Consider the following 19,191-nt stretch of genomic DNA (forward strand, 5'->3'; position numbering starts at 1 on the left):
CAACTTATCTTGACATCAAGATAGTTCGCGTCCACACTCCATTTTTATCTTCATGTCGAGATAGTGCATGTCCGCCTCTCCTGCCCGTCCCGCCTGGGGCGATATCGTGCTCACGGCGCTGGCGCCCCTGATCTGGGGTTCCACGTATATCGTCACGTCCGAATTGCTGCCGCCGGACCGGCCCTTCACTGCTGCCCTGATCCGCGTGCTGCCGGCCGGCCTGCTGTTGCTGTTTGTGATGCGTCGCCTGCCCGCGCGGCGCGACTGGGCCCGCGTACTGATCCTGTCGGCACTGAATATCGGCGTGTTCCAGGCGCTGCTGTTCGTGGCGGCCTACCGCTTGCCAGGCGGCCTGGCGGCCGTGGTGGGCGCCATCCAGCCGCTGCTGGTGATGGGCCTGGCCTGGGGCGTGGAAGGGCGCCGTCCGGCCCGCCTGGCCTTGCTTGCCAGCGTGCTGGGCGTGGCGGGCATGGGCATTTTGTTGTTGTCGCCGCGCACCGTGTGGGAACCGATCGGCATCGCCGCCGCGCTGGGCGGCACGGCCTGCATGGCGGCCGGTACCTATTTGACGCGGCGCTGGAAGCCGGACTTGCCCGTGCTGGCGCTGACGGGCTGGCAATTGCTGCTCGGCGGCCTGATGCTGGCACCCGTCGCCTGGCTGGCCGATGCGCCCTTGCCGGCGCTGTCCTGGCAGCAAGTCCTGGCCTACGCCTACCTGTGCCTGGCCGGCGCCCTGCTGGCATATGCGCTGTGGTTTCGCGGCATCGCCAGGCTGTCGCCCGTGGCCGTCTCCTCGCTGGGACTGCTCAGTCCCCTGATGGCCGTCGTGCTGGGCTGGGCCTTGCTGGGCCAGGCCATGACGGGCTGGTCGATGCTGGGCTTGCTGCTGGTGCTGGCCAGCGTGCTGGCAGTGCAGTGGGCCAGCGCCCGTTCCGCAACAAACGCCTGATTTCTACGCATTTCTCCTCGGCAGGCTGATCGCATCGGCCTGATCGTTTCCCTGTGGGCGCGCCCTTTTTGCTGCACCGCACATACAGTTTTGCTTGCACTGTAATAGGGCATTGAGGCACTATTCGCTTCGCGCAAACGTTTGCGCGCCGTGAAATTTCATAAAAGCATGATGTAGACGTGCTTGACCAACAACTCTGGAGACGCTCATGACATCCCGTATTCGCCTGAAAATGATTGCCGCCGCTGTCCTGGTGTGTGCCTTGCCCGCCGTGCCGGCGATGGCGCAGACACCTGCCAAACCGAAGGTGGCGCTGGTGATGAAGTCGCTCGCCAATGAATTTTTCCTGACCATGGAAAATGGCGCCAAGGCGCATCAGAAGGCCAATGCCGCCAAGTACGACCTGCTGTCGAACGGCATCAAGGATGAGACGGATACGTCGAGCCAGATCAAGCTGGTCGAGCAAATGATCGTCTCGCGCGTCAACGCGCTGGTGATCGCCCCGGCCGACTCGAAAGCGCTGGTGCCGGTGCTGAAGAAAGCCATCGATGCGGGCATCATCGTCGTCAATATCGACAACAAGCTCGACGAAGGCGCGCTGAAAGAGAAGGGCATCAGCGTGCCGTTCGTCGGTCCGGACAACCGCAAGGGCGCCAAGGTGGTCGGCGACTTCCTGGCCAAGCAGATCAAGAAGGGCGACCCGGTCGGCATCATCGAAGGCGTGTCGACGACCTACAACGCGCAGCAGCGCACCCTGGGCTTCCAGGACGCCATGAACGCGGCCGGTGCCAAGGTTGTCAGCGTGCAGTCGGGCCAGTGGGAAATCGCTCCTGCCAATACGGTGGCGGCCGCCATGCTGAACGCCAACCCGAACATCAAGGCTTTGCTGTGCGGTAACGACAACATGGCCATCGGCGCCGTGTCCGCCATCAAGGCGGCCGGCAAGACGGGCAAAGTCATCGTCGTCGGCTACGACAACATCAACGCCATCAAGCCGATGCTGGCCGATGGCCGCGTGCTGGCTACCGCCGACCAGTTCGGTTCGCAGCAAGCCGTGTTCGGTATCGACACCGTGCTGAAAGCGCTGGCGCAGAAGAAGAAACAGGCCGAGCTCGGTGGCGTCATCGAAACCAAGGTCGAACTGGTCGCCAAGGCCGCCAAGTCCTGATCGTTTGATCCCGCCGGGGCCGGCGCCATAGCAACATTGCTGGCGCCGGCTCCGCCGTCTTATTCCGCGGAGTTTTATCATGCCTACCGACATCCCCCCGGCGCCATCAGCCGCCACCCCTCTATTGACCCTGGATAACATCGGCAAGTCCTATGTCGGCCCCGTGCTGGGCGGCGTGGGCTTGCGCTTTGCCCCCGGCCAGGTGCTGGCGCTGACGGGCGAAAACGGTGCTGGCAAGAGCACCCTGTCGAAGATCATCTGCGGCCTGGAGCAAGCCACCACGGGCACGATGCTGCTCGACGGCAAGCCCTATCAACCCGCCTCGCGCGGCGCCGCCGAGGCGCCGGGCATCCGCATGGTGATGCAGGAACTCAATTTGATTCCCACCCTGTCGATCGCGGAAAACCTGTACCTGAAAAATCTGCCGCAGCGTTTCGGCTTTATCGACCGTACGCGCCTCGAACGCGACGCGCGTGAACAGATGGAAAAAGTGGGCCTGGGCGGCCTCGATCCGTGGACCCTCGTGGGCGAACTGGGCATCGGCCACCAGCAAATGATCGAAATCGCGCGCAATCTGATCGGCGCCTGCCGCCTGCTGGTGCTCGACGAGCCGACGGCCATGCTGACGCACCGCGAAGTGGAGTTGCTGTTCCTGCAAATCGAACGCCTGAAAGCCGAAGGCGTGTGCATCATCTATATTTCCCACCGCCTGGAAGAACTCAAGCGCGTGGCCGACCGCATCGCCGTGCTGCGCGACGGCCAGCTCGTGTGCGACGACGATATCGCGGGCCACTCGGCCGCCGATCTGGTCAGCCTGATGGTGGGCCGCTCGGCCGATGATGCCGTCGACCTGAGCGGCCGCACGCTGGGCGCACCGCTGCTGCGCGTGCGTGGCCTGGCGCGCGGCAAGGTCGTCAACCCGACCTCGTTCGACTTGCGTGCCGGCGAAATCCTCGGCATCGCCGGCCTGATCGGCTCGGGCCGCACGGAATTGCTGCGCCTGATCTTCGGCGCCGACCGTGCCGACGCCGGTGACGTGTTCCTTGGCGACAGCGAAACACCTGCCGCCCTGGCCTCGCCGCAGGCAGCGGTGAAAGCCGGTATCGCCATGATCACGGAAGACCGCAAGGGACAAGGCTTGTTGTTGCGCCAGTCCATCGCCGTCAACACGACCCTGGCCTCGCTCGACACCGTCAGCGGCGCGGGCTGGCTCAACGATGCATCCGAAGCGTCGGTGGCCGACGACTACATCGAGCGCCTGGGCATCCGCTCGCGCAACAGCGCGCAAACGGTGGCCGAGCTCTCTGGCGGCAACCAGCAAAAAGTGGTGATCGCCCGCTGGCTGTACCGCGACTGCCCCGTGATGCTGTTTGACGAGCCCACGCGCGGCATCGATATCGGCGCCAAGTTTGATATTTATCAGGTGCTGGCCGAGCAGGCGCGCCAGGGCAAGGGCCTCGTCATCGTCTCGAGCGACTTGCGCGAACTGATGCTGATCTGCGACCGCATCGCCGTCATGAGCGCGGGCAGCATTGTCGACACCTTCGAGCGCGGCGCCTGGAGCCAGGACGCGCTGCTGTCGGCCGCCTTCTCCGGCTATTTGACTCCCACTTCCACTCCAGCTGCGGCCTGATCCGCCGGAAAGATTCCCATGACCACCAATTCCTCTCCTTCGTATCTGCAGCGCAGCCTGGCCGACCTGAAAAACTATGCGGGCCTGATCGGCGCCCTGCTCGCCATGTGCGTGCTGTTCTCGTTCGCCAGCGAAAACTTCTTTACCCTGGCCACCTTGAGCACCCTGTCGAACAATATTCCGACCTTGGTCGTGATGGCCGTCGGCATGACCTTCGTGCTGATCATCGGCGGCATCGATTTGTCGGTCGGTTCCGTGATGGCGCTGGCAGCTTCCGTACTGTCGCTGGCCGTCGTGCACTGGGGCTGGCCCGTGTGGAGCGCGGCCCTGCTGGGCATGTTCGTTGCCGCCCTGTGCGGCGCCACGACGGGCCTGATTTCCGTCGGCTGGCGCATTCCCTCGTTCATCGTTTCCTTGGGCGTGCTGGAAATGGCGCGCGGCATGGCGTACCAAGTGACGAACTCGCGCACGGAATACATCGGCAGCGCCGTTGACGGCATCAGCTCGCCGATCGCGTTCGGCTTGTCGCCCGCTTTCATTGCCTCGATTGCCATCGTTGTCATCGGCCATTTGGTGCTCACGCGCACGGTGCTGGGACGCCATTGGATCGGCATCGGCACGAATGAAGAAGCCGTGCGTTTGTCCGGCATCAACACAAAACCGTCGAAGGTGCTGGTGTTTGCACTGATGGGCTTTCTTGCCGGCGTGGGCGCGCTGTTCCAGGTGTCGCGCCTGGAAGCGGCCGACCCGAACGGCGGCGTGGGCATGGAATTGCAAGTGATCGCCGCCGTCGTGATCGGCGGCACGAGCCTGATGGGTGGGCGCGGTTCCGTCATCAGCACGTTTATTGGCGTGTTGATTATTTCCGTGCTGGAAGCGGGCCTGGCGCAAGTGGGCGTGTCCGAACCCGTGAAACGCATCGTCACGGGCCTGGTGATCGTTGCGGCCGTGGTGCTCGACACCTACCGCCGCCGCGGCGAGCGTTCATAATACTGGCCCATGGCAACCATCAAACAAGTGGCGCAGGCGGCGGGGGTGTCGTTTACCACCGTGTCGCACGTCCTCAACAATACCCGCCCCGTCAGCGACGAGGCGCGCCGCGCCGTGCTGGCGGCCGTGGAACAATTGCATTACGTGCCCAGCGCACTGGCGCGGTCCTTGCGCAGCCGCAGCACGGGCACCATCGGCCTGATCATCCCCAACAATACGAATCCGTATTTTTCGGAAGTGGCGCGCGGTATCGAGGACAGCTGCTACGCGGCCGGCTACAGCGTGATTTTATGCAATTCCGATGACGACCCCGTCAAGCAGCGCGACTATCTGAACGTGCTCTTGACCAAGCGCTGCGACGGCCTGATTTTGTCCGCGCTGGCCGACAGCGATGGCGAATTGCTGCGCAAGATGAAGGTGCCGGCCGTGCTGCTCGACCGCGCGCCCAGCGACCTGTCCATCGATGCCGTGGCCGTCGACAACCGCGCTGGCGGTGCCTTGGCCGCGCGCCATTTGCTGGGCCTCGGACGCCGGCGCTTCGCCTGCATCGCCGGTCCCCGTGAAGTGAGCATTTCCAATGAGCGCATCGACGGTGTGCGCAGCGCCATGGCGGACGCGGGCGTGGCCCTGGACGACGCGCTGTGCCGCCATAGCGATTTTACGAGCGCGGGCGGCTATGCGGCCGCGCTGGACGTGCTGGCGCTGCCGCCAGGCCAGCGCCCCGACGCCTTGTTCTGCTGCAATGACTTGATGGCCTTTGGCGCGCTGCGCGCCGCCGCCGAGCGTGGCATTGCCGTGCCGGGAGAACTGGCCGTCGTCGGCTTCGACGATATCGACCTGGCCAGCTTCGTGCATCCGGCCTTGACCAGCGTGGCGCAAAATACGCGCGAGCTGGGCCACATCACGGCTGCCTGCCTGCTGGCGCGCATCGCCGACCCCGCCTTGCCGCGCCAGCAGCGCAGCATCGCGCCGGCACTGCACGTGCGCGGCTCCAGCGTCGTCGCCGCTGTAACTTCTACCGCACCTACTTCTTCACCTGCAACTGAACTGATGGGAATGACATCATGATCGTGGTTATCGGCAGCATCAATATGGACCTGGTCTTGCGCGTGCCGCGCATGCCCCTCCCCGGCGAAACCCTGACGGGCGGCGCGTTTAGAACCATTCCTGGCGGCAAGGGCGCGAACCAGGCCGTGGCCTGCGCGCGCCTGAGCGGCAAAGTGGCCGGTGCCCAGCAAGTGGCCATGGTCGCTTGCTTGGGCGACGATGCGTTTGGCGCGACCCTGCGCGCGGCGCTGGTCGGCGACGGCATCATCGACAGCCACATCACGACCTTGCCAGGTGTCGCGTCCGGCATCGCCTCGATCCTTGTCGATGACAACGGCCAGAACAGCATCGTGATCGCCGGCGGCGCCAACGATCTGCTCAGCCCCGCGCACATCGACGCGGCAAAAGAGCTGATCGAGCAGGCCGACATCATCGTGCTGCAGCTGGAAACGCCGATGGCCACCGTCGTGCACGCGATCAAATTGGCCCGTTCGCTGGGCAAGACCGTGGTGCTGAACCCGGCCCCGGCCGCCAGCTTGCCGGAAGGCGTGCTGGAACTGGTCGACTACCTGATTCCGAATGAAATCGAAGCGGCCATGCTGGCCGGCGTCAGCCCGGAAGGCGCGGACGTCAAGGCGCTGGCCGCCGCGCTGCAAAAGCTGGGCAGCGACAACGTCATCATTACCTTGGGTTCCAAGGGCGTGCACGCGGCCCTGTATGGCGGCGATTTCACGTTCCCGGCCGAAGCGGTGAAAGCCGTCGATACAACGGCCGCCGGCGACACGTTTATCGGCGGTTTTGTGGCGGGCCTGGCGTCCGGCATGGACGAGGCGGAAGCGATCCAGCAAGGCCAGCGCGCGGCCGCCTGGAGCGTGACCAAACCCGGCGCGCAAACGTCGATCCCCCACTTGCACGAGCTGTTCTGAACCCATGAAAAAATCACCGCTGCTTAATATCGCACTGTCGCAACTGATTGCCTCGCTGGGCCATGGCGACATGCTCGTCATCGGCGACGCGGGCTTGCCGTCGCAGCCGGGCGTGCCCTTGATCGACCTGGCCCTGACGCGCGGCATCCCCGGCTTCATCGATACCGTCAACACCGTGCTGAGCGAAATGCAGGTGGAATACCATTTGCTCGCCAGCGAGTTGCCGCAGCATAATCCGGCCATGGCGGCGCAGGTGGCGGCCCTGGCCTTGCCCGATGCGCGCCAGGTGACGCATGACGAGTTCAAGCAATTGAGCAAGGGCGCGCGCGCCATCGTGCGCACGGGCGAGTGCAGTCCGTACGCCAATGTCATTTTGGTGGCTGGCGTCGTGTTCTAACGCAAACAATGGCGCGATTGTTTGCTAAAAACATCAACGCTATTGTCCGCATTGAAATAATTATCCATCGGCAAAAGGGGCGGCTACAATAGCCTTATCCCTGCCAACGCGGCAGCTTCCTGTGGTGTCCCGCCATGCCGATGAAAGCCTCCGACGCTTTCCGCTGCTGTTTCATTCTGCTGCTGTGCCTGGCCACGCCCGTCCGGGCGCTGGAAGCCGTCTCCCTGCACCTCAATTTCACGCACCAGTTCCAGTTCGCCGGCTATTACGCGGCCATCGAGCAAGGCTATTACCGCGAGGCGGGGCTGGAGGTGACATTGGTCGAAGGCAGCGGTGTGCCGCCTGCCGAGGCGGCCGTGCTGGCGGGCCAGGCCGAATATGGCGTGGGCAACAGCACCTTGTTGCTCAGCCGCCTGGCGGGCAAGCCCGTGGTGGTGCTGGCCGTGGTATTCCAGCATTCGCCCAGCGTGCTGCTGATGCGCCAGCAGGGCGGTGCCCCCGACGTGCGCAAGCTGGTGGGGGCGCCCGTGATGATCGGTGCGGCCGTCAATGTGGCGGCCGCCTCCGATGAAGTGTCGTTGTTCCTGGGGAAAATGGGCGTCGCGCCGCAGCAGATGCAGCACTTGCCGCCCAGCTACCGGATCGAGGATTTGATCGATGGCAAAGTCGATGCGATTGCCGCGTACTCCACCAACGAACCGGACTACCTGGACCGGGCGGGATTTTCCTATTACCAGTTTACGCCGCGCACGGCCGGCATCGATTTCTACGGCGACAACCTGTTTACCAGCGAGCAGGAACTGCGCCGCCATCCCGAGCGTGTCAAAGCGTTCCGCGCGGCCAGTCTGCGCGGCTGGCAATACGCGATGGCGCACCGCGAGGAAATGGCGCAACTGATCCACGTCAAATACAGCCAGCGCCACGACCGCGCGCACCTGCTGTACGAGGCGCAGCAGATGGAACTGCTGCTGCAGCCCGTGCTGGTGGAGCTCGGCTACATGAATCCCCAGCGCTGGCAGCATATTGCCGACACGTATGCGGCTATGGGCGTGCTGCCGCCCAAGGCCACGGACAGCCGCGCCTACAAGGGCTTCCTGTACCGCCCCGTGCCAGGCGCCGACCTGGGCTGGCTGTATTTGTCGCTGGGCCTGGCGGGCGGTTTGCTGGCCGTGTCGGCCGGCTTCCACTTCAACAACCTGGCGCGCGAGCGCCGCCGCACCGAGGAAACCATCCGTCAGGGGGAATTGCGCTTTCGCACCATGTTCGAGGAAGCGCCCATGGGCATCGCCCTGATCGATACCGTGAGCGGACAGTTTCTCGATATCAATCCGCGCTATCTGGCCATCGCCGGACGCACTCTGGAGCACATGAAGCGCTCGAGCTGGATGGAGATCAGCCATCCCGACGATGTGGCCGGCGAGCAGGCGCACGTGGCGCAGCTGCTGGCGCGGCGCCTGCAGGGATTCCGCCACGCCAAGCGCATCGTGCGTCCCGATGGCGGCGTGGTGTGGGTCGATGCCTCGGTGACGGCCATCGCCACGGCCCGCCATGGCGGACCGCACCATTTGTGCATGCTGGAAGACGTGACGGACAAGCGGCAAACGGAAGCGTTGATCTGGCAGCAAGCCAATTTCGATACCCTGACGCAATTGCCGAACCGCCGCATGTTCCACGAGCGTTTGCGCCTGGCACTGGCCCAGGGGCGGCGCGATGCGAGCCGCGTGGCCATCCTGTTCATCGACCTCGACCATTTCAAGGAAGTCAACGACACGCTCGGCCACCACCAGGGCGATATCTTGCTGATCGAGGCGGCGCGGCGCATCCGCGTGGGCGTGCGCGAGACGGATACGGTGGCGCGCCTGGGCGGCGATGAATTCACGGTGATCCTGTCCGACATCGATGATCTGCAGCAAGTCGACCGCATCGCCCGGCAGATACTCGACGGCTTGCTGGCGCCGTTCCTGCTGGGACAGGAGCAGGCCTTCGTCTCGGCCTCGATTGGCATCACCCTGTATCCCGATGATGCGGGCACGATCGAGGACTTGCTCAAGCAGGCGGACCAGGCCATGTATGTGTCGAAAGGCGCGGGGCGCAACCGCTACAGCTACTTTACGCCGGCCATGCAAGTGGCGGCCGTCAACCGCATGCGCATGGGAGCGGACTTGCGCACGGCCCTGCGCGAACAGCAGATGCAGCTGTATTACCAGCCCATCGTCGAACTGCATAGCGGCAATATTGCCAAGGCGGAAGCCTTGCTGCGCTGGCATCATCCGCAGCGAGGCATCGTGTATCCGCCCGATTTCCTCGCGCTGGCCGAAAGCAGCGGCCTGATCGTGGAGATCGGCGACTGGGTGCTACGCACGGCGGCCACGCAACTGCTGCACTGGCGCGCGCAGGGCCAGGTCATCGGCTTGCCGGGACTGCAACTGTGCCTGAACCAGTCGCCGCTGGAATTGCAGCGCGAAGTGGAGGCACCCGGCACCTGGCTGCGCCAGCTGATGGCGCTCGATGTGCCGGCCTCGGCCATTGTGCTCGACATGCGCGAAGATGTACTTTTACCCAACGGCAATAGCATGGCGCCACGCCTGCAGCACCTGCGCGAAGCGGGCCTGCAAATCGCCCTCGACGACTTCGGCAGCGGCCATGCCTCGCTGACGCAGCTGCAGCAATGCGGCATCGACTACCTGAAGCTCGACGGCGTGCTGGTGCGCAAACTGGCGGCCGGCGCCAGCGAACTGGTGCTGTGCGAAGCCATCGTCACCATGGCCCACAAGCTGGGCTTGCAGGTCATTGCCGAAGGGGTGGAGACCGAAGAGCAGCGCGCGCGGCTGCTGGAGATCGGCTGCGATTTCGCGCAAGGCGAGCTGTTTGCGCCGCCGCTGGCCATCGAAGCGTTCGACGCGCTGCTGCACGCCCGGCGGCCCTTGCGCCCTTGAAACAGGCCCAGCCTGCCACCAGATTTCATCCAGGCCTGCGGGACGGGGCTCCCGGCTTGAACGGGCTTATACTCGATGGGCTGGCGCCTGCGCCCGGCTTTGCTGTCACCGGTACCTACACCGGGTGCGCAGGCAATCTTCTTCCATTCACTCAACTCGAGGTGACCTCATGGGCATTTTCAGCAATATCTATAACAAGATCTTCCACCATTCGTCCGATGCCGCACCGGCTGCCACGCCGGCCGCCGCCACGACAGCACCTGCCGCAGCACCGGCCGCTCCTGCTGCCGCTCCGGCCGCTGCCGCGCCCGTGGTGGACGTGGAAGTGGTGCTGGTCGACCTGGCCAGCAAGAACGCGGAAAAACTTAATTGGCGCACGTCCATCGTCGACCTGATGAAACTGCTTCAACTCGACAGCAGCCTGGCCGCGCGCAAGGAACTGGCGCAAGAGCTGCACTTCACGGGCGACACCAACGATTCGGCCAGCATGAATATCTGGCTGCACCGCCAGGTAATGATCAAGCTGGCCGAAAACGGTGGCAAGGTACCGGAAGAACTCAAGAATTAAACACCTGGCGGCGGCAGGGGTATCCACTGTCACCGCTATCCAATCGCGTGGGAACTGCCTATCATGGAGTTCCCATGGTGTCATGATAGCTAAAACCAATTGAAACTATTGTGACAATCAATTTTGCATATGGGTTAAAACCCCTTACACTAGAGTCTTACTGATTCACCACACGAGAGGAAATGAAATGTCGCTGATCAATACCCAAGTTAAACCATTCAAGGCAACCGCATACCACAATGGCAAATTCGTCGATCTGACGGAAGCGTCGCTGAAAGGCAAGTGGTCGGTATTCGTCTTTTACCCAGCCGACTTCACCTTCGTTTGCCCAACCGAACTGGAAGATCTGGCCGATCACCACGCTGAATTCCAGAAACTGGGCGTCGATGTCTACGGCATCTCGACCGATTCGCACTTCGCGCACAAAGCATGGCATGACACCTCGGACGCGATCAAGAAAGTGCAATACGCACTGATCGGCGACCCAACCGGCGCCCTGTCGCGCAATTTCGAAGTCATGATCGAAGAAGAAGGCATGGCACTGCGCGGTACCTTCGTCATCAATCCAGACGGCTTCATCAAAGTGCTGGAAGTGCATGACAACGGCATCGGCCGTGACGCATCGGAACTGTTGCGCAAAGTTAAGGCAGCTCAATACGTTGCCGCTCACCCAGGCGAAGTTTGCCCAGCCAAATGGACGGAAGGCGCAGCAACCCTGACCCCATCGCTGGACCTGGTCGGCAAGATCTAAGTCTCGATGCAACACGTAGCAAACAAGTAGTTACCGCGATGCCGGACCGGGCGTCCGGCCCGGCATTCGCCTAAATATTTGTAAAGGAAGAAAAAATCATGTTAGACGCAACCCTCAAAACCCAACTGAAATCCTACCTGGAAAAAGTGGTGTATCCGCTTGAGCTGGTCGCTTCTCTCGATGACAGCGCAAAAGCCCGCGAGATGAAGGAATTGCTCCAGGAGATAGTCCTGTTGAGCGACAAGATCACGCTGGTCGAGCGCCTTGACGCTGGCGTACGGGCCCCGTCGTTCAGCATCAACCGTGCAGGCTCCGACATCGGCGTGCGTTTCGCCGGTGTGCCGCTGGGCCACGAATTTACCTCCCTGGTGCTGGCGCTGCTGCAAGTGGGCGGCCACACCATCAAGTTCGACGAGGCCGTGATCGAGCAGATCCGCAACCTCGACGGCGACTACGAATTTGAAACGTTTATTTCGCTCTCCTGCCATAACTGCCCGGAAGTGGTGCAGGCCTTGAATGCGATGGCGGTGATCAACCCGCGCATCAAGGTCACCACCATCGATGGCGGCGTGTTCCCGAAAGAAGTGGAAGAGCGCCAGATCATGGCCGTGCCGATGATGTTCCTCAATGGCCAGCACTTCGGCCAGGGCCGCACGAATGTCGAGGAAATCCTCGCCAAGCTCGACACCAACGCCGGCGCCCGCCAGGCCGAAGCGCTGAACAAGAAAGACGTGTTTGATGTGCTGATCGTCGGCGGCGGCCCTGCCGGCGCGGCAGCGGCCATCTACGCTGCCCGCAAAGGCATCAAGACGGGCGTGCTGGCCGAGCGTTTCGGCGGCCAAGTGCTCGACACCCTTGCCATCGAAAACTTTATTTCGGTCAAGGAAACGGATGGTCCGAAATTCGCCATGGCGCTGGAACAGCACGTCAAGGAATACGAAGTCGACATCATGAACACCCAGCGCGCCGCGAAACTGACGCCGGGCAAATTGGTGCAGATCGAGACGGCGAATGGCGCCGTGTTGAAAGCCAAGACCGTCATCCTGGCCACCGGTGCCCGCTGGCGCGAAATCAACGTGCCGGGCGAGAAGGAATACCGCAACCACGGTGTCGCCTACTGCCCGCACTGCGATGGCCCGCTGTTCAAGGGCAAGCGCGTGGCCGTGATCGGCGGCGGCAACTCGGGCGTGGAAGCGGCGATCGACCTGGCCGGTCTCGTGAAACACGTGACCCTGATCGAGTTCGGCGCGGAATTGCGCGCCGATGCGGTGCTGCAACGCAAGCTGCACAGCCTGCCTAACGTGACCGTGATTACGTCGGCGCAAACGACCGAGATCCACGGCGACGGCAAGATCGTCAATGGCCTGAGCTACACGGACCGCGTCAGCGGCGAGTCGAAAAAGGTCGAGCTGGAAGGCGTCTTCGTGCAAATCGGCCTGGTGCCGAACACGGAGTGGCTCAAAGGCACTGTGGCACTGTCGCGCCATGGCGAAATCGAAGTCGACGCCCGTGGCCAGACCTCGATCCCCGGCGTGTTCGCGGCCGGCGACGTCACCACGGTGCCGTACAAGCAGATCATCATCGCCACCGGCGAAGGCGCGAAGGCAGCTTTGTCCGCCTTTGACCACCTGATCCGCTCGGACGACGAGGAAGTGGTGGAAGAGTCCGCATCGAAAGAAGCATTGACGGCGTAAATCTTTACGCTGAAAAAAACCGGAACGGCCGCGAGGTGGTTCCGGTTTTTTTTATGTGTAGAAGAAACTTAGCTGCCCGCGTACAGCGGGTTGCTGGCCACATACACTTGCACGCCGTCGACGGGCATGTCCTTCGGCGCAATCTCTGCCAGGGCGAAGACGGTCTTGTTGTTGAAGGTTTGCACGTGCCACGTAAAACGCTGGCCGGCGCGCGCGATGGTGACGGTTTCGCCGCGCGTGACGTTGATGTGGCGGGTATCGGGTTGCAGCTCGATGCTGCGCTGGGCGGCCGCGTGCGGGGCGCTGCTGCCATAGTCGGCGGCCGTGCCCGTGGGGCCGGCCGCGAGGGCCGAGGTGGCAAGGGTGGCAAAAGCGGCGCACAAAATCGCCAGGGCGCTGCGGTGGGTGTTCAACATAGTCATCTCCAAGAATAAGCCTGGCGCAGCGAGTAGCCGCGCCATATTGTCGTTGTGGCTGCACCGGGATCGCCGGTTTTTGCAACACGGCATCCTAAGCGTTTCTTGTCGGATCTGCAAAGTCCTATTTCACAATTGCATGGTCGCCGCCAGCGGCACGTCCGGCGCCAAATGGCTGGTCAGCACGATGCGCTGGCGGCAAATTGCAGCAAAGCATGATGGGCCAGACGCAAGCGCAGCACGCGGTAGAGAGAAAAGCTGCGGGGCAGGGGCAGAATCGGGGTAGCGCTGATTCTAGAGCATTTGCGGTCCCACAATGGGAAAAGCCCTTCGGTTCAGAGAACCAAAGGGCTTTTCTTTTATTGGCGGAGCGGACGGGACTCGAACCCGCGACCCCCGACGTGACAGGCCGGTATTCTAACCAACTGAACTACCACTCCAAGCTCGTATGATCTGTGTTGCTGATCCATGAAGCACTGGATAATTTTCTGTATTGGTGGTGGGTGCTGAGAGGCTCGAACTCCCGACCTACGCCTTGTAAGGGCGCCGCTCTACCAACTGAGCTAAGCACCCGCATACCCAGAAAACTATCCCGACGTTTGTCACCACGTCTGGAAGAGGCACTATTATAGGGGGCGCTTTCGTGCTTGTGCAACTATTCTTGAGGGGGAACAGCAGTTTTTTTGCTGAAAAGCGCAAAAATATTCAGGGAAGGGGGAACCGACGTGTTTTCTGCTTCTGAAATGGGAAAAGCCCTTCGGTTCAGAGAACCAAAGGGCTTTTCTTTTATTGGCGGAGCGGACGGGACTCGAACCCGCGACCCCCGACGTGACAGGCCGGTATTCTAACCAACTGAACTACCACTCCAAGCTCGTATGATCTGTATTGCTGATCCATGAAGCACTGGACAGTTTTCTGATTTGGTGGGTGCTGAGAGGCTCGAACTCCCGACCTACGCCTTGTAAGGGCGCCGCTCTACCAACTGAGCTAAGCACCCGTTGCTTGTCTCAGAAAACCATCCCGACGTTTGTCACCACGTCTGGAAGAGGCGCTATTATAGGACGGAAAAAATCCTTCTGCAAGCGCTTTTTTCACTTTACTCTGTAATACCCCACTGCGACAGCATCCACGCCATATTGAATGCGTTTTCGGCGATGGCGTTATAGCGGCCCGAAGCGCCGCCGTGGCCGGCGCCCATATTCGTTTTCAGCAGCAGGGGATTGCCGTCCGTCTTGTACGCGCGCAGCTTGGCCACGTATTTCGCCGGTTCCCAGTACATGACCTGGCTGTCGTTCAGGCCCGTCGTCACCAGCATGGCGGGGTAATTCTTGCGCGCAATGTTGTCGTAAGGCGAGTAGCTGAGCATGTAGTCGTAGGCCGCCTTCTGGTTCGGGTCGCCCCATTCCAGGTATTCGCCCGTCGTCAGCGGCAGGCTGGCGTCCATCATGGTGTTCATCACGTCGACGAAGGGCACGGCCGCGTGCACGGCGTGGAACAGCTCGGGGCGCATGTTGACGACGGCGCCCATCAAGAGGCCGCCGGCGCTGCCGCCCTGGATGATCAGGCGGTTCGGGCTCGTCCATTTTTCGCGCACCAGGTAGTCGGCGCTGTCGATGAAGTCATTGAAGGTGTTTTTCTTCTTCATCAGCATGCCGTCTTCATGCCAGGCTTCGCCCATGTCGGTGCCGCCGCGGATATGCGCTTGCGCATAGATGACGCCACGGTCCAGCAGGCTGATGCGGCTGATGGCAAAACTGGCTTCCGTCGAGATGCCGTACGATCCATACGAGTACAGCAGCAGCGGCGCGGAACCGTCGAGCTTGACGCCTTTCTTGTAGACGATCCACAGCGGCACTTGCACGCCATCGCGCGCTGTCACCCACAGGCGCTGTGTCGTGTAGCGGCTGCCGTCAAAGCCGCCGACGATTTCCTGCTGCTTGAGCACCGTGCGCTTGCCGTCTTGCATGCCGACGTCGATGACGGTGGGGGGCGTGACGGGCGACTGGTAGGACATGCGAAATTGTGTGGCGGAAAACTCCGGCGTACCGGCCGCCGTGGCCAGGTAGACGGGGTCGTCGAACTGCACCGTCTTCCAGTTATGCCGCGCGAAATCATGGATGCGGGCGCGGTTCAGGGCACGGGCCTTTTCCATCACCACCAGGTAGCCCTGGAAGACGTCGATGGATTGGATCACGGCGTCCTTGTTGTGCGGCACGACGCTCTTCCAGTTCTTCGGCTGCGGGGCGGTCACTGGCGCGCTGACGACGCGGAAATTCTTCGCCTCCTTGTTGGTCAGAATATACAGCTGGCCGTCGCGGTGTTCGATGCCGTAGCGGTGGCCTTTTTCCCGTTTCAGCACGGACTGGAAACTGCCTTCCGGCTTGCTCGTTGGCAGCAGCAGCACTTCGCTCGTATCCGTGCTGCGCGCAGTGAGCACGAAGTAGCGATGGTCGCGCGTGCGGCTCACGCCGATGGCGAACTGTTCCACTGGCTCGTGGTAGACCTGCTGCAAGGTGCCACCCAGAGGCAGGAGGAACAAGCGGTCCGCGCGCTTGGTGGTGGCGTCTTCCTGCGTCAGCATCAGGGTGGCATTGTCCGCCGCCCAGGCCAGGGACGTGACTCTAGGCATGGTATCGCCCAGCAGCTTGCCCGTCTTCAAATCCTTGACATGCAGTTCGTACTGGCGGAAACCCGTCGTGTCGGTAGTGTAGGCCAGCAACTGTTCATTCGGGCTGATGGCAAACGCGCGTACGGCAAAGAATTTGTGGCCTTCGGCCAATTGATTCTGATCGAGCAGGATTTCTTCAAGCGCTTGCGCATCGTGGGCGCCGCTCTTGCCGACAGGACGGCGGCAGTGAATCGGGTATTGCTTGCCCGCTTCCGTGCGCGTGTAATAGTAGAAATTGCCCTGGCGCGCAGGCACGGACAGGTCCACTTCCTGCATGCGTCCCTTCACTTCCGCAGTCACCTTGTCGGCCAGCGGCTGGATCGGGGCCGTGACGGCGGCCGTGTAGGCATTTTCCGCATTCAGGTAATCGATCACGGCAGGATCGCTCTTCTTTTGCAGCCAGCGGTAGTCGTCCGTGACGACTGTGCCGTGGCGCGTTTCCTGCCAGGCCGTCTTGGCGGCGACAGGTGCGGCGGCGGTAGCGACAGTGGCGGCATCGGCGGCCAGCGCGGATGGCGCCAGCGAGGACAGCAGCAGGGCCGGCAGGATGGATAACCAGGCGGACCGGCGGCGCGCAGCGTGATGGGCGATAGACAAGGCGACTCCTTTGAATAGTTGTGTCAGGATTGTAATCTTGCTATTGGGAAAAGCAACCGCCTTGCGCGTGCGTTTCAACTTGCGTCCACGGGCATTTCCAGCGATACTGTATATAACTACAGTATCCCGCCGCGAGGTGTCCTTGACCACATCTGCCTCCCCCCTTCCCGAGCCACCCGCCGCCCGTCGCTGGATTGCCCATCTGGACATGGATGCCTTCTTTGCCTCCGTGGAACTGTTGAAATATCCGGAACTGCGTGGCGAAGCCGTCGTCATTGGCGGCGGGCGCTTGCAGCAGCCCGTGTTGCAGGAAGACGGCACGCGGCAGTTTGCGCGCATGCGCGACTACGTGGGGCGCGGCGTCGTTACCACGTCGACCTATGCGGCGCGCGTGTTCGGCGTGTTTTCCGCCATGGGCATCATGAAGGCGGCCAAGCTGGCGCCCGACAGCATCCTGCTGCCGGCCGATTTCGAAGCCTACCGCGAGTATTCGGCCCGCTTCAAGCAGGCCGTGGCCCAGTTGTGCCCCATCATCCAGAACGTGGGCATCGATGAAATCTATGTCGATCTCACCGAATACGGCGAGCAGGCGCCGGCCATGGCGGCGCGCCTGAAGGCGGCCGTGTCCGAGGCGACGGGCTTGTCGTGCTCGATCGGCCTGGCACCGAACAAATTGCTGGCGAAAATCTGTTCCGACCTGGAAAAACCGGATGGCCTGACCATCCTGAACCCGGAAGATATTGAAACGCGCGTGTGGCCCTTGCCGGCGAAAAAGATCAACGGCATCGGTCCGAAAGCGACGGCCAAGCTGGAAGCGCTAGGTATTTTCACCATCGGCGAGCTGGCCCGGGCCGACATGGCCATGCTGCGCACGCAGTTCGGCGACCTGTACACGGGCTGGCTGCGCCAGGCGGCGCTGGGCATCGATGACCGGCCCGTGCAGACGAGCCGGGAAACCAAGTCCGTCAGCCGCGAAACGACGTTCGAGCGCGACTTGCAGGTGGTGCGCGACCGCGCCACCCTGTCGGAAAAGCTGGAAAGCCTGTGCACGCGCGTAGCGGGCGACCTCGATAAACAGTCGCTGGCGGGGCGCACGGTGGGCATCAAGCTGCGCTTCGAGGATTTCAGCACCGTCACGCGCGACATTACCTTGCCCAGCGCCACGGCGGATGCCGCCGCCATCCTGCGCGCCAGCCGCGATTGCTTGCGGCGCGTGCCATTTGACAAGAAAATCCGCCTGCTGGGCGTGCGCATCTCGACCTTGTCCGACCCGGCCCTCGTGACGCGGCAGGCGCCAGCCCAGGCGGAGCTGTTTCCCGCCCTGTAGCGACTTTCCCCACGCAGCAACAACACCGCGCCAGTCCGCGCTTTTGACGGCATTCCCGTGTCGAAAGTGTAGAATGGCGTTCCCCTGGCACTACTGAAACAAACGGAAGACAAAAACTATGTGGTTCAAGAATCTTCAGATTTACCGCCTGCCCGCACCGTGGGCTTACACGCCAGAACAACTGGAAGAGGCGCTGTCCTCGAACAAATTTACGCCGGCGACCAGCATGGATCTGATGCGCCAGGGCTGGGATACGCCACGCCCGAACGGCGGCCTGGTCCACGTGGTCAACAAACAGATGCTGATCTTGCTGGGCACGGAAAAGAAACTGCTGCCAGCGACCGTCATCAACCAGGTGGCCAAGGCCCGCGCCGCCGAGATGGAAGAAGCGCAAGGCTTTGCCCCAGGCAAGAAAGCCATGAAGGAATTGAAGGAACGCGTGGCCGACGAACTGCTGCCGCGCGCCTTCAGCATCCGCAGCAACGTCTGGACGTGGATCGACCCCGTCAATGGCTGGCTGGTGGTCGATGCCGCCAGCCCGGCAAAAGCCGATGAAGTCATCAAGCTGCTGTTGAAAGCCGTCGACAAACTGCCGCTGGAAAGCCTGCGCGTGCAGCGTTCGCCCGTGGCGGTGATGACGGAATGGTTGCAAGCGGACGATGCGCCGGCCGGCTTCACGGTCGACATGGATACGGAATTGCGCGCCACGGGCGAAAGCAAGGCCACCGTGCGCTACGTGCGCCACACCCTGGAAGCGGACGACGTGCGCCGCCACATCGCGGCCGGCAAGCAGTGCACGCGCCTGGCCATGACGTGGAACGACAAGATCTCGTTCGTGCTGACGGAGTCGCTGGCCATCAAGAGCGTCAAGCCGCTGGACGTGATCAAGGAAACGGAATCGAGCACGAAGAACGACGAAGAGCGTTTCGACGGCGACGTGATGCTGATGACGGGCGAGCTCTCCAAGCTGATGGCTGACGTGGTCGAAGCCTTGGGCGGTGAAGCGACGGCGTAACCGCCGTCATGCCGGTACAAAAAAAGGAGCTGCGGCTCCTTTTTTTTCGTCTGCGCAATATGTCGCGCCATAAAAAAAAGCGCCTTGCACGGTGAAGTGCAAGGCGCTT

Annotated in this window: 15 protein-coding genes and 4 tRNA genes; 13 read left to right on the forward strand and 6 right to left on the reverse strand. The window is 62.4% G+C overall.

Annotated elements, in window-relative coordinates:
• The first annotated feature begins 67 nt into the window (after window positions 1-67).
• The 11 genes from MRBLMS1_RS28545 (at window position 68) to ahpF (ending at window position 13,059) form a co-directional block, all read left to right on the forward strand.
• Window positions 68-949 (forward strand): EamA family transporter, encoded by an 882-nt coding sequence (locus MRBLMS1_RS28545; RefSeq protein ID WP_485883724.1) that lies wholly within the window; start codon window positions 68-70, stop codon window positions 947-949.
• A gap of 208 nt (window positions 950-1,157) precedes the next feature.
• A complete protein-coding gene (locus tag MRBLMS1_RS28550) occupies window positions 1,158-2,117 on the forward strand; it encodes a sugar ABC transporter substrate-binding protein (protein WP_139092010.1) in 960 nt (319 codons plus the stop codon).
• 79 nt (window positions 2,118-2,196) lie between these two features.
• Complete coding sequence (locus tag MRBLMS1_RS28555; protein WP_485883727.1) at window positions 2,197-3,750, forward strand: sugar ABC transporter ATP-binding protein; 1,554 nt, start codon at window positions 2,197-2,199, stop codon at window positions 3,748-3,750.
• A gap of 18 nt (window positions 3,751-3,768) precedes the next feature.
• The gene (locus tag MRBLMS1_RS28560) at window positions 3,769-4,740 is read left to right on the forward strand and encodes an ABC transporter permease (RefSeq protein WP_070303783.1); all 972 of its coding nucleotides are present in this window, start codon (window positions 3,769-3,771) and stop codon (window positions 4,738-4,740) included.
• Between the two features lie 9 nt (window positions 4,741-4,749).
• Window positions 4,750-5,808, forward strand: coding sequence for a LacI family DNA-binding transcriptional regulator (locus tag MRBLMS1_RS28565; protein ID WP_485883729.1), 1,059 nt, complete (start codon window positions 4,750-4,752; stop codon window positions 5,806-5,808).
• Window positions 5,805-6,713: a ribokinase gene (gene rbsK, locus MRBLMS1_RS28570; RefSeq protein ID WP_485883731.1), complete on the forward strand. Its 909-nt coding sequence runs from the start codon at window positions 5,805-5,807 to the stop codon at window positions 6,711-6,713. Before MRBLMS1_RS28565 ends, rbsK begins: the two co-directional genes overlap by 4 nt.
• A gap of 4 nt (window positions 6,714-6,717) precedes the next feature.
• Window positions 6,718-7,110 (forward strand): D-ribose pyranase, encoded by a 393-nt coding sequence (gene rbsD / locus MRBLMS1_RS28575; protein WP_034780878.1) that lies wholly within the window; start codon window positions 6,718-6,720, stop codon window positions 7,108-7,110.
• A gap of 134 nt (window positions 7,111-7,244) precedes the next feature.
• Window positions 7,245-10,046 (forward strand): EAL domain-containing protein, encoded by a 2,802-nt coding sequence (locus MRBLMS1_RS28580; RefSeq protein WP_485883733.1) that lies wholly within the window; start codon window positions 7,245-7,247, stop codon window positions 10,044-10,046.
• 169 nt (window positions 10,047-10,215) lie between these two features.
• Window positions 10,216-10,614, forward strand: coding sequence for a DUF3597 domain-containing protein (locus tag MRBLMS1_RS28585; RefSeq protein WP_034753903.1), 399 nt, complete (start codon window positions 10,216-10,218; stop codon window positions 10,612-10,614).
• Window positions 10,615-10,801: 187 nt separating this feature from the next.
• Window positions 10,802-11,365, forward strand: coding sequence for an alkyl hydroperoxide reductase subunit C (ahpC, locus tag MRBLMS1_RS28590; protein ID WP_092717461.1), 564 nt, complete (start codon window positions 10,802-10,804; stop codon window positions 11,363-11,365).
• 98 nt (window positions 11,366-11,463) lie between these two features.
• Window positions 11,464-13,059 (forward strand): alkyl hydroperoxide reductase subunit F, encoded by a 1,596-nt coding sequence (gene ahpF, locus MRBLMS1_RS28595; RefSeq protein WP_436483783.1) that lies wholly within the window; start codon window positions 11,464-11,466, stop codon window positions 13,057-13,059.
• A gap of 68 nt (window positions 13,060-13,127) precedes the next feature.
• On the opposite strand, the gene MRBLMS1_RS28600 is transcribed toward ahpF, so the two are convergent.
• From MRBLMS1_RS28600 to MRBLMS1_RS28625, 6 genes are all read right to left on the reverse strand, one after another.
• Window positions 13,128-13,475 (reverse strand): CzcE family metal-binding protein, encoded by a 348-nt coding sequence (locus MRBLMS1_RS28600; RefSeq protein WP_485883737.1) that lies wholly within the window; start codon window positions 13,473-13,475, stop codon window positions 13,128-13,130.
• Between the two features lie 363 nt (window positions 13,476-13,838).
• A tRNA-Asp gene (locus MRBLMS1_RS28605) sits at window positions 13,839-13,915 on the reverse strand.
• Window positions 13,916-13,972: 57 nt separating this feature from the next.
• Window positions 13,973-14,048 (reverse strand) — tRNA-Val (locus tag MRBLMS1_RS28610).
• Between the two features lie 217 nt (window positions 14,049-14,265).
• Window positions 14,266-14,342: transfer RNA gene (locus MRBLMS1_RS28615), tRNA-Asp, on the reverse strand.
• Window positions 14,343-14,396: 54 nt separating this feature from the next.
• A tRNA-Val gene (locus MRBLMS1_RS28620) sits at window positions 14,397-14,472 on the reverse strand.
• A gap of 99 nt (window positions 14,473-14,571) precedes the next feature.
• The gene (locus tag MRBLMS1_RS28625) at window positions 14,572-16,740 is read right to left on the reverse strand and encodes a S9 family peptidase (protein WP_485883739.1); all 2,169 of its coding nucleotides are present in this window, start codon (window positions 16,738-16,740) and stop codon (window positions 14,572-14,574) included.
• A 142-nt stretch (window positions 16,741-16,882) separates the two neighbouring features.
• Here MRBLMS1_RS28625 and dinB point away from each other — a divergent pair, with 142 nt between their 5' ends.
• The gene (dinB, locus tag MRBLMS1_RS28630) at window positions 16,883-18,067 is read left to right on the forward strand and encodes a DNA polymerase IV (protein WP_485883741.1); all 1,185 of its coding nucleotides are present in this window, start codon (window positions 16,883-16,885) and stop codon (window positions 18,065-18,067) included.
• A 118-nt stretch (window positions 18,068-18,185) separates the two neighbouring features.
• Entirely contained in the window at window positions 18,186-19,082 is an 897-nt protein-coding gene (locus MRBLMS1_RS28635) for a recombination-associated protein RdgC (protein ID WP_034754435.1), read from the forward strand.
• Window positions 19,083-19,191: the final 109 nt, after the last annotated feature.

It is taken from the genome of Massilia sp. LMS1-1-1.1, from assembly GCF_040815535.1.
In the GTDB taxonomy this organism is placed as follows: domain Bacteria; phylum Pseudomonadota; class Gammaproteobacteria; order Burkholderiales; family Burkholderiaceae_D; genus Janthinobacterium; species Janthinobacterium aestuarii.